The organism is Actinacidiphila alni (assembly GCF_900112845.1).
In the GTDB taxonomy this organism is placed as follows: domain Bacteria; phylum Actinomycetota; class Actinomycetes; order Streptomycetales; family Streptomycetaceae; genus Actinacidiphila; species Actinacidiphila alni.
The window spans coordinates 57,332-70,224 of the sequence record NZ_FONG01000032.1; the positions used below are offsets into that span (position 1 = coordinate 57,332).

Here is a 12,893-nt window from a genome sequence, read left to right on the forward strand (position 1 = left end):
GTGTACGAGGCGCTAGTCGACCAGGTCCCGGACGACCGCGTCGGCCAGCAGCCGCCCCCGCAGGGTGAGGACCGCGCGGCCCTCGTCGTAAGGACCGCTCTCCAGGAGGCCGTCCGTTACCGCGCGGGCGGCGGCGCGGGCGCCGTCGGCTGCGAGGAGGTCCAGGGGGCAGCCGTCGGCGAGGCGCAGTTCCAGCAGGATGCGCTCGACGCGGCGGTCCTCGGGGGTGAGGATCTCGCGGCCCGCGCCGGGTGAGCGGCCCTCGTCCAGGGCCTGGGCGTAGGCGCCGGGGTGCTTGACGTTCCACCAGCGGACGCCGCCGACGTGGCTGTGCGCGCCGGGTCCGGCGCCCCACCAGTCGGCGCCGGTCCAGTACAGCTCGTTGTGGGTGCAGCGGCCGGCGGGCGTGGTCGCCCAGTTGGACACCTCGTACCAGGAGAAGCCCGCGGCGGCCAGCCGCTCGTCGGCGATGAGGTAGCGGTCGGCGTGCACGTCGTCGTCGGTCATCGGCACCTCGCCGCGCCGGATCCGCCGGGCCAGCTGCGTCCCCTCCTCCACGATCAGCGCGTACGCCGAGACGTGGTCGGGCCCGGCGGCGATCGCGGCGTCCAGGGAGGCCCGCCAGTCGTCGTCGGACTCGCCGGGGGTGCCGTAGATCAGGTCGAGGTTGACGTGCTCGAAGCCGGCGGCGCGCGCCTCGGCGACGCATGCCTCGGGCCGTCCGGGGGTATGGGTGCGGTCCAGCACCTTCAGGACGTGCTGCCGGGCGCTCTGCATGCCGAAGGACATCCGGTTGAAGCCGCCGGCGCGCAGCTCCGCCAGATAGCGCGGGTCGACGGACTCCGGATTGGCCTCGGTGGTGATCTCGGCGCCGTCCGCGAGACCGAATTCGGTGCGGATCGCGGCGAGCACGCGGACGAGGTCGGCGGCGGGCAGCAGCGTCGGGGTGCCGCCGCCGACGAAGACGGTCTCCACCGGCCGCGGGTCGTCGCCGAGCACCTTGCGGGCGAGCCGGATCTCGTCGGTCAGCACGTCCGCGTAGTTGTCCCGGGACGCGAGCGCACCGCCGGAGCCGCGCAGCTCGGTGGCGGTGTAGGTGTTGAAGTCGCAGTAGCCGCAGCGCGTCGCGCAGTACGGAACGTGCAGGTAGAAGCCGAGCGGCCGGTCCGCGGCCCCGTCGAGCGCGTGCGCGGGCAGCGCCCCGTCCGCGGGCACGGGCTCACCATCAGGCAGTACGGAAGGCATCTGTCCAGTATCCGGTACGCGCGGGGAGCCGGATTCCGGCCGCGGCCAGTCCCCCGGCCCGTTCCCCAGACCTTTTCCCGGCCCGGGGTCACACCGCCTTGAGCACGAGCATCGCCAGGTCGTCGGCGGGCGGCGCGTCGTCGTACTCGTGGACGGCGCGGCGGATGCGTTCCGCGACGGCGGCGGCGTCCAGGCCCGCGCAGCCGCCGAGGGCGGCGGCCAGTCCGTCGTCGTCGTCGAACTGCCGGTCGCCGCGGCGGCGTTCGGTGACGCCGTCGGTGACGCACAGCAGGGTGTCGCCGGGCACCAGGTCGAAGGACTCGCTGTCGTAGCGGGTGTCGTCGCCGATGCCGAGAAGCATCTGCGGGGCCGCGGCGGGCCGTACGCCGCCGTCCGGGGCGAGCACCAGCGGCAGCGGGTGGCCGGCCGAGGCGAGGGTGCAGCGGGCGCCGCGGCCGGTGGCGTACGGCACGATCTCGCCGTACAGCAGCGACAGGAAGCGGGCCTGGCCGCCCTCCCAGGCGGCGGTCTCGCCGATCAGGGCGGTGGCGGCCTCGTCGGCGAGCGCTTTGTTGAGGCGGTCGAGGACGTCGGCGACGCCGTAGCCCTCGCGGGCCAGCAGCCGCAGGACGGGGCGGGCGATGCCGGTCAGGGAGGCGGCTTCCGGGCCGCTGCCGCAGACGTCGCCGAGCGCGAAGCACCAGCGGCCGTCGCCGGCCGGGAACAGGTCGTAGAAGTCGCCGCCGACCCAGTCGCCCGCCATCGGTTCGTAGACCACGGCGTGCTCGACGCCGGGGATACGGCCCGCCGCGGGCGGCAGCAGGCCGCGTTGCAGCACGCTGCTGATCATCGCCTGGCGGGCGTACTGCCGGGCGGTGTCCACGGCGAGGGCGACCCGGCGGGCGAGGTCTTCGACCAGCCCCGTCACCTCGTCGGGCAGGCCGAGCAGGCCGGTGCGGCCGAGCAGCAGGGTGCCGTGGCAGCGCCCGGCGGCGACCAGCGGCACGGCCAGGGCGCCGCCGTGGTCCCACAGGTCGGCGGCGGCCGGCCAGGGCCACGGGCGGGCGCCGCCGACGCGCGAGCCGGACACCGGCGCGGGCTGCGGCGGGCTCTTCTCCAGGACGGCGCGCAGCGCGTCGATACGGTGCTCGGCCGTGTGCCACACGCGGGACAGCCGGGGCCGGCCGCCGGTCGGGTACAGCCACACCGCGCACCAGTCCGCGAGGCGCGGCACCAGGAGCTGGGTGGCGAGGGAGGCGACATTGTCCTCGTCGAGCTGGCCCGCGAGCAGGTCGGATGCCTCGGCGAGGAAGGAGAGGGAGCCGCGGTTGATCCAGTCGGAGTCGGCGGCGCGCGGGGAGCCGGCGGGGGCCGGGGCGAGGATCTCCGCGGCGCGCAGGTCGCGCTGGAGCGCGGGGACCTGGAGGCCGGCGGGGCGGTCCTCCGTACCGAGGCCGACGCGGCACCAGACTGTCTTGCGGTCCCTGCGGTAGCTGACGCCCCAGGCGTCGGAGAGCGCGGAGACCAGGTGCAGGCCGCGCCCGCCCTCCTCGGCGGGGTCGCTGTCGCCGCGCAGCACCCGGGCCGGGTGGTGGTCGGAGACGGCGACCAGCAGGCCGGGGCTTTCGGTGTCAGGGGCGGTCCCGCCGCCGTCGTCGTCCAGGCGGCACACCACGTCCACGGTGGTGCCGGCGTGGATCACCGCATTGGTCACCAGCTCGCTCACCAGCAGCACCGAATCGTCCACGACCCGGTCGGTGAAGGCCGCCGCTTCCGGCAGGCCCTGGCTCGTCCACTCCGCGAGCGCCGCCCGCACGAACCGCCGCGCGGCGCCGGCGGCAAGCTGATTCCCCGGCAATGTCGTCCCCTGCCGGGGCCCGGGCGCACTCACATGCCCCTCCCCACTACGGCAACCCCTCCAAGCTGCCACATACCGCTCGCCGCGGGCCCGGGACCGCCGTCGTCTCCCCCGTTCCAGTGCTTTCCGCGCCGTCCCGGCCCGCCCCGCCCGCCGCCGGAGTACGCTCGCGCACCGCCCCGGCGGACGGGAGTGAACAGGGGGCTCAGGCTTCGCGGGCGCCCGCGTACATCTCCTCGATCAGCGGGGCGAATTCGCGCTCGACGACCGGCCGCTTGAGCTTCAGGCTCGGAGTGAGGTCGCCGTGCTCGACGTCGAGGTCGCGCGGCAGCAGACGGAACGCGCGGATCTGCTGCCAGCGCTGGAGGCCCTCGTTGAGGCGCTGGACGTAGCCGTCGATGAGTTCGCGGGCCTGGTCGGTGGCGACGATCTCGGCGTAGGAGCGGCCTTCGAGGCCGTGCTCGGCGGCCCAGGTGAGCAGGGTGGGCTCGTCGAGGGCGAGCAGCGCCGTACAGAAATTCCGGCCGCCGCCGACGACCAGCACATTGCTGACGAAGGGGCACACCGCCTTGAACTGGCCCTCCACCTCGGCGGGCGCGATGTACTTGCCGCCGGACGTCTTGATCAGGTCCTTCTTGCGGTCGGTGATCTTCAGGAAGCCGTCGGGCGACAGCTCACCGATGTCCCCGGTGTGGAACCACCCGTCGGACTCCAGCACCTCGGCCGTCTTCTCGGGCAGCCCGTGGTAGCCCTGCATGATGCCGGGGCCGCGCAGCAGGATCTCGCCGTCCTCGGCGATCCGCACCTCGAGGCCGGGCAGCGCCTTGCCGACGGTGCCGGTGCGGTACGACTCGCCGGGGTTGACGAAGCTGGCGGCGCTGGACTCGGTGAGGCCGTAGCCCTCCAGGATGTGGATGCCGGCGCCGGAGAAGAAGTAGCCGATCTCGGGCGCGAGCGCGGCCGAGCCGGACACACAGGCCCGCAGCCGGCCGCCGAACGCCTCCCGGATCTTGGCGTAGACCAGCTTGTCGGCGACCGCGTGCTTGGTGCGCAGCCCCATCGGTACGGTCGGGGCGCCGGTCAGCCGCATGCTGTTCTGCGCGGCCTTGGCGTACTCGCGGGCGACCCCGGCCGCCCACAGGAAGATCTTGTACTTGGCGCCGCCGCCCGCGCGGGCCTTGGCGGCGACCCCGTTGTAGACCTTCTCGAAGATCCGCGGCACGGCCGCCATGTACGTCGGCCGTACGACCGGCAGATTCTCGATGATCTTGTCGACCCGGCCGTCGACGGCCGTGACGTGCCCGACCGTGATGTGCCCGGCGGTGAGCACCTTGCCGAAGACGTGGGCGAGCGGCAGCCACAGGTACTGCACGTCGTTCTCGTCGAGCAGCCCGATCGCGTCGATGGCCCGCGCCATGTACGCCCAGCAGTCCTGCGGCAGCCGCACGCCCTTGGGGCGGCCGGTGGTGCCGGAGGTGTAGATCAGGGTGGCGAGCTGGTCCTTGGTGATCGCGGCCACCGCGTCGGTGACGGCTGTCGGGTGCTGCTCCAGGTAGGCCGAGCCGCGCTTGACCAGCTCGTCCAGCGAGAGCACCCATCCGTCGCCGTCCGCGTCGGTGGCCGCGGCGCCGTCCATCACCACGACGTGCGCGAGGTCGGGCAGCTCCGCGCGCCGCTCGCGCGCCTTGGCGAGCTGCTTGGCGTCCTCGGCGATCAGCACCCGGCTGCCGGAGTCGGCGAGGATGAACGCCGTCTCGTCGGCGTTGGTGCTCGGGTAGACGGTGGTGGTCGCCGCGCCCGCGCACAGGATGCCGAGGTCGGTGAGGATCCAGTCGACCGAGGTGTTGGCGGAGATGGCGACCCGCTCCTCGGGCCTGATGCCGAGATCCATCAGGCCCGCGGCGATGGCGTTCACCCGCTCGGCGGCGGCGGCCCAGGTCAGCGACTGCCAGCCGTCCGGGCCCTCGCCGCTCTCCGGCGGTACGGGGTAGCGGTAGGCCTCGGCGTCGGGGGTCGCCGCCACGCGCTCCAGAAAGAGCGTCGCCACGGAAGGCGGCCGATTCTCGATCAACGTCTGTGTGTCGGTCACGACAACCTCCGGGCCCGCGCCTGTGTTCTTAACTCACCAGTAACCTACGTCGGATCAGGGTAGAGGGCCGACGCCCGACGCGTAAGAGGGGGAAGGCCGCTGGTTGAGAATGGTTCCGGCGTGCTCCGCCGCCGCTCCCGGGCTACTTCTTCGCCTTGGAGTCGCCCTCGGAGTCCGTCGACAGCACCGCGATGAACGCCTCCTGCGGCACCTCGACATTACCGACCATCTTCATCCGCTTCTTGCCCTCCTTCTGCTTCTCCAGCAGCTTGCGCTTGCGGGAGATGTCGCCGCCGTAGCACTTGGCGAGGACGTCCTTGCGGATGGCGCGGACCGTCTCACGGGCGATCACCCGGGCGCCGATGGCGGCCTGGATGGGCACCTCGAAGTTCTGCCGCGGGATCAGCTCGCGCAGCTTGGCGACCAGCCGGACACCGTACGCGTACGCCTTGTCCTTGTGGGTGATCGCGGAGAAGGCGTCCACCTTGTCGCCGTGCAGCAGGATGTCGACCTTGACCAGGCTGGCGCTCTGCTCGCCGGTGGGCTCGTAGTCGAGGGAGGCGTAGCCGCGGGTCTTGGACTTCAGATTGTCGAAGAAGTCGAAGACGATCTCGGCCAGCGGCAGGGTGTAGCGGATCTCGACCCGGTCCTCGGAGAGGTAGTCCATGCCGAGCAGCGAGCCGCGCCGGTTCTGGCACAGCTCCATGATCGCGCCGATGAACTCGGTGGGCGCCAGCACCGTCGCCCGGACCACCGGCTCGTACACCTCGGCGATCTTGCCCTCGGGGAACTCGCTGGGGTTGGTGACGGTGTGCTCGGTGCCGTCCTCCATCACGACCCGGTAGACCACGTTGGGCGCGGTCGCGATCAGGTCGAGGCCGAATTCGCGCTCCAGGCGCTCGCGGATCACGTCCAGGTGCAGCAGGCCGAGGAAGCCGACGCGGAAGCCGAAGCCGAGGGCCGCGGACGTCTCCGGCTCGTAGACCAGCGCCGCGTCGTTGAGCTGGAGCTTGTCCAGGGCCTCGCGCAGCTCGGGGTAGTCCGAGCCGTCCAGCGGATACAGGCCGGAGAAGACCATCGGCTTGGGGTCCTTGTAGCCGCCCAGCGGCTCGGTGGCGCCCGCGCTATGGGTGGTGATGGTGTCACCGACCTTGGACTGGCGGACGTCCTTCACACCGGTGATCAGATAGCCGACCTCGCCGACGCCGAGGCCGTCGGCCGGCAGCATCTCGGGCGAGTTGGTGCCGATCTCCAGCAGCTCGTGGGTGGCGCCGGTCGACATCATCCTGATCCGCTCACGCTTGGTGAGCTGCCCGTCGATGACGCGGACGTAGGTGACGACGCCGCGGTAGGAGTCGTAGACCGAGTCGAAGATCATCGCGCGGGCGGGGGCGTCGGCGACACCGACCGGCGCGGGGACGTCCGCGACCACCCGGTCCAGCAGCGCGTCCACGCCGACGCCGGTCTTCGCCGAGACCCGCAGCACGTCGGAGGGGTCGCAGCCGATGAGATTGGCCAGCTCCTCGGAGAACTTCTCCGGCTGCGCGGCCGGCAGGTCGATCTTGTTCAGCACGGGAACGATCGTGAGGTCGTTCTCCATCGCCAGGTAGAGGTTGGCGAGCGTCTGCGCCTCGATGCCCTGGGCCGCGTCGACCAGCAGGATCGTGCCCTCGCAGGCGGCCAGCGACCGGGACACCTCGTAGGTGAAGTCGACGTGGCCGGGGGTGTCGATCATGTTCAGGATGTGCGTGCTGCCGGCGGCCTCGCCCGAGGTCGGCGCCCAGGGCAGCCGCACCGCCTGCGACTTGATCGTGATGCCCCGCTCGCGCTCGATGTCCATCCGGTCGAGGTACTGGGCGCGCATCTGCCGCGAGTCGACGACACCGGTGAGCTGGAGCATCCGGTCGGCGAGGGTGGACTTGCCGTGGTCGATGTGCGCGATGATGCAGAAGTTTCGGATCAGCGCCGGGTCGGTACGGCTCGGCTCCGGCACATGGGAAGGGGTCGCGGGCACGCAGGGTCCATTTTCTCGAAGCGGCGGGGCAAGAGTGGTGGGCGGGGCTGGGGCGGATCTGAGGGCAGAGCCGGGGACGGGGCTGGGGCAGGGCGTAAGGGCTATCGTCCCACGGTTGCGGGACCGGCACCGGTTTGGGCCGACCTGTGGACGACTGGTATCTTGGAGCACTGTGCCTCGTGCCCTCTACCCGAGGCGCTCCCGTAAGCAAGTATCTCTATCGAACCTGAGAAGGCTCTTTCGTGGCGAACATCAAGTCCCAGATCAAGCGGAACAAGACCAACGAGAAGGCGCGCCTGCGCAACAAGGCCGTCAAGTCCGAGCTGAAGACCGCGATCCGTCGCACCCGCGAGGCCGTCGCCGCCGGTGACGCCGAGAAGGCCGTCGAGGCCGCGCGTCTGGCCTCCAAGAAGCTCGACAAGGCCGTCAGCAAGGGCGTCATCCACAAGAACCAGGCCGCCAACAAGAAGTCGGCGCTGGCCCAGTCGGTCTCCGCTCTCTGAGTTTCCGCGCTTTCCGCTTTTCTGCTCCACGGTTTTTCCGCGGGCAACCGGAATCAGCGGCCCCTCTACCGCCCGGACCCGCACACCGCACCACCGCATCGCGCACGGCCTGCGTTCGCCACGCGGGCGCGATGCACTTGGCTTGATCAAACGGCCCGCCCGGATTCCCGGGCGGGCCGTTCGCCGTTCGCACTATCCTCCCGTCATGTCGACGCCGCCGGAACAGCCGCCGGAACAGCCGGGCGCCTCTTCTTCTTCGTACGAGCTCCCGCCGCCGAACCCTCCGCAGAGCCTCCCCCAGAGCGAGCCGCAGGGGCAGCCGCCGCAGAGTCAGCCGCAGAATCCGGGCGGGTACGGCACGCCCGTGCCCGTGCAGCACAATCCGTACGCGCAGCCGACGCCGAGTCCGTACGCGCCGTCGTCGGCGTACTACGGGCCGGGGCAGCCGGGGGCCGTACCGGGGCAGCCGGGGAGCGGTGGCAAGGGCGGGGCCGGGCGGGCGGTGCTGTGGGCGGTCGTCGGAGCCGTGGTGGCGTCCGCGCTGTGGGGCGGCGGGGTGCTGCTGTTCGGCAAGGACTCGGGCTCGGACGCGGCCAAGGCCGATCTGCGCGGCTACTCCCTCAAGAGCGATCTGTGCGCCGCGGCCGATCTGAGCGCCTTCGCGACCGAATATCCGCAGCCGGACAGCGACCCCACCGCGTACTCGGCGCCGGGGCAGGCGGTGGACTCGATGTCGTGCAGCGAGGGCCTGAAGAAGACCGGGTCGTCGTACTCGGACGCGTATCTGTCCGTCGAGGCGGACCTGCACAAGAAGACCGACCCGGCGGCGGAATTCGCCGACGTCTGGCTCGCCTACAAAAAGCGCGCGACCACCTATGTCGTCACGAGCGTGGCGGGCTTCGGCGACGAGGCGTATCTGGTCACCGAGGACACGGTCGCGCCGAGCACGACCGGCAGCGGCTCCAGCGGCGACCGCGAGGTGATCCTCGCGGTGCGGGACGGCTGGCTGACGTACTCCATGAACTGGAGCGTCTACTCCTCCTCGCTCGACACCTCCCCGGTGGCGACGATCAGCGAGGCGACGGGGTGGGTGAAGTCGGCGACGAAGGCGACGCTGGCGAAGCTGAAGTCGTGATCCGGGTCTGCCGCGGTCTGCCGCGGTTTGCCGCTTTCAGCCGCGGGCGCGGGATGCCTGGGCAATGGTGACGACGGCCTTCTCCAGGGCGTAGGCGGGGTCGGCGCTGCCGCCCTTGACGGCGGCGTCGGCCTCGGCGACGGCGCGCAGCGCGACCGAGACGCCGTCCGCCGACCAGCCGCGCAACTGCTGCCTGACCCGGTCGATCTTCCACGGCGGCATGCCGAGGTCCCGAGCGAGCTGTCCGGGGTTGGCGCCGCGCGGGGCGGAGGCGAGCTTGCCGATGGCGCGGACCCCGGAGGCGAGCGCGAAGGTGATGCCGGGCAGCGGCTGGCCGACCGACAGGGCCCAGCGCAGCCGTTCCAGCGCTTCGGCGGTGCGGCCGGTGACGGCGAGGTCGGCGACCTCGAAGCCGGTGGCCTCGGCCCGGCCGGTGTAGTAGCGGGCGACGACCGCTTCGTCGATCGTGCCGTCCACGTCGGCCACCAACTGGGTGCAGGCGCTGGCCAGCTCCCGCAGATCGCTGCCGATCGCGTCGACCAGCGCCTGTGTGGCTTCGGGCGTCGCGGACCGGCCGAGCGTACGGAACTCCTGCCGGACGAACGCCAGCCGGTCCGCGGGCTTGGTCATCTTCGGGCAGGCCACCTCGCGGGCCCCGGCCTTGCGCGCCGCGTCGAGCAGCGCCTTGCCCTTGGCGCCGCCCGCGTGCAGCAGGACGAGGACGATCTCCTCGACGGGCGCGGCCAGATACGCCTTGATGTCCTTGACCGAGTCGGCGGACACGTCCTGTGCGTTGCGCACGACGATGACCTTGCGCTCGGCGAAGAGCGACGGGCTGGTCAGCTCGGCGAGCGTGCCGGGCTGGAGCGCGTCCGAGGTGAGGTCGCGCACATCGGTGTCCGCGTCGGCGGCGCGGGCGGCGGTCACCACCTCGCGCACGGCGCGGTCGAGCAGCAGATCCTCCTGGCCCACCGCGAGGGTGACCGGAGCGAGCGGGTCGTCTGAAGCAGCTTTCCTGGCCATCGCCGCCCAGCATCCCACGGGGGTCGGACATCGCCGGCGGCCGCACGTCGCGCACACTGGTGCGGTGACCGACGTACGACATGTGCTGGTGCTACCGGACCGCGACGCCGCGGAGGCGGTCGCCGAGCTGCTGACCTTCCGTTTCGGCCTCGCCGACGAGCCGCGGCTGGTGCGGGACGCCCTCGCGGGCGAGGACGACGCCGAGGACGCGCAGTGGCTGGTGGTGGTCGAGGACGGGGGTGACGGGGCGGTGGGCCGTCTCGACGCGGCGGCGCTGGACGCGCTGGCGGTGGAGCACGAGGGGTGGCTGGAGCCGGAGTAGCGGCGGGCCGCCGTTACGCGGCCGGCCCTGTGCTGGCCGGTTCGGTTTCGGTGGGTGCGGCAGGTGCCTTCGGCCCCAGGGGCGCCGACGGGTCGGGCTCCTCGTCGGGGAGGTCGCGTATCCGGGGTATGGGCGAGGGCAGCAGCCACAGCACGCTGAGCAGGCCGCCGACGGTCGCGATCCACAGGGTCGGGCGCAGCCCGATCGCACTGCCGAGGGTGCCGCCGACGAGCGCGCCGAGCGGGCGGACACCGTAGTTGACCGTACGGAAGGCGCCGCTGACCCGGGAGCGCAGGGCGTCGGGGATGACGGCGCTCTGCAGGGCGCCGCTGCCGATGTCGAGCAGCATCAGGCCGAAGCCGGAGACGAATTCGGCGGTGAAGAAGGCGGCGAGCAGCAGCGGTTCGGGACCGCCCGCCAGCGGGATCAGGATCAGCGGCGCCGGGAAGCCGATGAAGCCGAGGACGACGGTCGGCCCGACGCCGATCGCCCGGGTGATCCGTCCGGTGAGCACCGCGCCGATCACGCTGCCGACCGCGCCGGCGCCGATGACCAGGCCGAGCACCCCGGCGTTGAGGCCGAGCCGGTCCACGGCGTAGAGGACCACGAGGGTGTGGAAGACGAAGTTGAAGAAGTTCACCGTCGCCGCGGCGGCCACCAGCGGGCGCATCACCCGGGAGCGGGCGATGAAGCGCAGGCCCGCGCTGAAGTGTCCTTTGCGCGGCTCGGCCGGTGGTGGCTCGACCGGGGCGATCCGGGCCAGCAGCCCGGCCGAGAACAGATACGACACGGCGTCGGCGAGCAGCGCGAGCGGGGCGGCCAGGATCTGCACGAGCAGTCCGCCCACGCTCGGGCCCGCCACGAAGGAGAAGGCCCGGCTGCCGCTGGTCAGCGCGTTGCCCCGGACGTACTCCGCGGGGCGCACCAACGACACGAACAGTGTGGCGTTGCAGACGTCGAAGACGACGGCGAGCGTGCCGACCGCGAAGGCCACGGCGTAGAGCTGGGCGAGGGTGAGCACGCCGAGGGCGTAGCCGACCGGGAGCGTGGCCATCAGGGCCGCTCTGAGCAGGTCGGCGGCGATCATCGTCCGCCGGCGGCGGCCCCTGCGGTCGGCCCAGGCCCCGGCGGGCAGCGAGAACAGCAGCGCGGGCAGCAGGCCCGCCATCGACAGCCAGCCCATCTGGGCGGCGTCGGCGTGCAGCACGAGGACGGCGGCGAGCGGCACGGCGAGGAAGGTGATCTGGTCGCCGAGCAGCGAGACGGTCTGGCCGGTCCAGTACCGCCGGAACGACCGCTCACGCAGCAGGTCGGGCACCATCGCGCTCACGTCCCCTCCGGGGCCACGTAACCGATCTGGAGATAGGGCACGCGGCGGGCGCCCGCCGGGCGGCGGGCCGGGTCGCCGACGCGGTCGGCGTAGCACGCCATGAGGGCGTCGATCTCCTCGCCGAGCGCGGTCAGTTCGTCCGGCGTCACGTACAGGGAGGTGTCGGTGAAGCGCTCGGCCTCCTGCCACTCCCTGGGCAGCGTCCCGCGGTCCTCGACGGCCCGCGTCATCCGGTGGAAGAAGTGCTCCACGACGGCGACAGTCAGGGCCTGCGCCGCCGACGCGACCTCCGGATCCTCCGCGTAGCCGGGCCAGTTGGTGAAGTCCGCCGTCGCCCGCCACGGCTTCTGCCGGCCACCTCCCGTGGGGGCCTCCTCCACCAGCCCGTACTTCGCCAGCATCCGCAGGTGGTACGAGCAGCTCGCCACCGACTCCCCCGTCAGCTCCGCCGCCCGCGTCGCCGTGAACGGCCCCTCCCTCCGCAACAGCCCCACCAGCGCCATCCGCGTCGGATGCGCATAGGCGCGCAGCGCCCGGGCGTCAGTAAGGCGGACTTTCGACTCCTTCGGCGTCTCCTCCATGCATCTAAAGCTATCTTTAGAAAGATTCCTTTACAAGAGTGGTGGGGGCGCCGGTCCGGCGGGGGCTGGGGTGCGGCAGGGTGGGGGGATGGGTGAGGTTGGGATGGATGGGGGATTCGTCAGTGGGGTCGTGCGGGTGGGGGACACCGTGCGGCGGCCGGGGTCCGGGCGGGCGGAATTCGTGGGTGGGGTGCTGCGCTGGTTCGAGGCGGCCGGGTGGGGCGGGGCGCCGCGGTATGTCGGGACCGACGAGCAAGGGCGGCAGGTGCTCGGCTATGTCGAGGGGCACGTGGCGTGGGAGCCGCGGCAGCCCGCCGCCGTGGCCTCGGACGCGAGCCTGGTGGAAGTCGCCCGGCTGGTGCGGGAGTTCCACGACCTGACGGCCGGCACTCCCCCGGCCGGTGACCGCGAGGTCGTGTGCCACAACGACCTCGCCCCGAGGAACACCGTCTACCGCCCGGACGGCAACGGCGACCTGCGCCCGGTCGCCTTCATCGACTGGGACCTCGCGGCCCCGGGCGACCGTGTCCACGACATCGCCCACGTCTGCTGGCAGTACCTGCGGCTCGGCCCCTCCGTATCCGACGCCGCCGATGCGGCCAGGCGCATGCGGCTGATCGCCGACGGCTACGGGCTGCGGGACCGGCGCCAGGTGGTGTCCACCATCCTGTGGTGGCAGGAACGGTGTGCCCGCGGCATCGACTCCGGCGCCGACGCGGGCGATCCGGCCATGGTCCGGCTCCGGGACGGCGGAACGGTCGCCGAGGTACGGGCTGCGTATCGGTGGGTCGCC

At 72.3% G+C, this 12,893-nt stretch carries 11 protein-coding genes; 4 read left to right on the forward strand and 7 right to left on the reverse strand.

All coding sequences use genetic code 11. The features are described 5' to 3' along the window. Positions 1-12: 12 nt before the first annotated feature. The 4 genes from hemW to lepA form a co-directional block, all read right to left on the reverse strand. Positions 13-1,245, reverse strand: a complete 1,233-nt coding sequence (gene hemW, locus BM076_RS33765; protein ID WP_093717589.1) for a radical SAM family heme chaperone HemW — start codon at positions 1,243-1,245, stop codon at positions 13-15. An 88-nt stretch (positions 1,246-1,333) separates the two neighbouring features. Then, complete coding sequence (locus BM076_RS33770; protein WP_093717590.1) at positions 1,334-3,136, reverse strand: ATP-binding SpoIIE family protein phosphatase; 1,803 nt, start codon at positions 3,134-3,136, stop codon at positions 1,334-1,336. A gap of 172 nt (positions 3,137-3,308) precedes the next feature. After that, entirely contained in the window at positions 3,309-5,192 is a 1,884-nt protein-coding gene (locus tag BM076_RS33775; RefSeq protein ID WP_093717591.1) for an AMP-dependent synthetase/ligase, read from the reverse strand. Positions 5,193-5,334: 142 nt separating this feature from the next. Further along, positions 5,335-7,206, reverse strand: a complete 1,872-nt coding sequence (lepA, locus tag BM076_RS33780) for a translation elongation factor 4 (protein WP_093717592.1) — start codon at positions 7,204-7,206, stop codon at positions 5,335-5,337. A 242-nt stretch (positions 7,207-7,448) separates the two neighbouring features. Here lepA and rpsT point away from each other — a divergent pair, with 242 nt between their 5' ends. After that, positions 7,449-7,709, forward strand: coding sequence for a 30S ribosomal protein S20 (gene rpsT / locus BM076_RS33785; RefSeq protein ID WP_093717593.1), 261 nt, complete (start codon positions 7,449-7,451; stop codon positions 7,707-7,709). 205 nt (positions 7,710-7,914) lie between these two features. Further along, entirely contained in the window at positions 7,915-8,844 is a 930-nt protein-coding gene (locus tag BM076_RS33790; RefSeq protein WP_245796634.1) for a hypothetical protein, read from the forward strand. A 36-nt stretch (positions 8,845-8,880) separates the two neighbouring features. Here BM076_RS33790 and holA read toward each other — a convergent pair whose 3' ends face one another. Continuing rightward, a complete protein-coding gene (gene holA / locus BM076_RS33795) occupies positions 8,881-9,867 on the reverse strand; it encodes a DNA polymerase III subunit delta (RefSeq protein ID WP_093717594.1) in 987 nt (328 codons plus the stop codon). A 64-nt stretch (positions 9,868-9,931) separates the two neighbouring features. On the opposite strand from holA, the gene BM076_RS33800 reads away from it, so the two are divergent. Beyond that, positions 9,932-10,189 carry a hypothetical protein gene (locus BM076_RS33800; protein WP_093717595.1) on the forward strand — a complete coding sequence of 86 codons (258 nt, stop codon included), beginning with the start codon at positions 9,932-9,934 and terminating at the stop codon, positions 10,187-10,189. A 13-nt stretch (positions 10,190-10,202) separates the two neighbouring features. Here the strand turns inward: BM076_RS33800 and BM076_RS33805 are convergent, their stop codons facing one another. Further along, complete coding sequence (locus tag BM076_RS33805; RefSeq protein WP_093717606.1) at positions 10,203-11,510, reverse strand: MFS transporter; 1,308 nt, start codon at positions 11,508-11,510, stop codon at positions 10,203-10,205. A 5-nt stretch (positions 11,511-11,515) separates the two neighbouring features. Next, the gene (locus BM076_RS33810; RefSeq protein WP_093717596.1) at positions 11,516-12,100 is read right to left on the reverse strand and encodes a winged helix-turn-helix domain-containing protein; all 585 of its coding nucleotides are present in this window, start codon (positions 12,098-12,100) and stop codon (positions 11,516-11,518) included. A 136-nt stretch (positions 12,101-12,236) separates the two neighbouring features. Here BM076_RS33810 and BM076_RS33815 point away from each other — a divergent pair. Then, a partial coding sequence (locus BM076_RS33815) for a phosphotransferase (protein WP_245796635.1) occupies positions 12,237-12,893 on the forward strand: 657 nt, incomplete at its 3' end.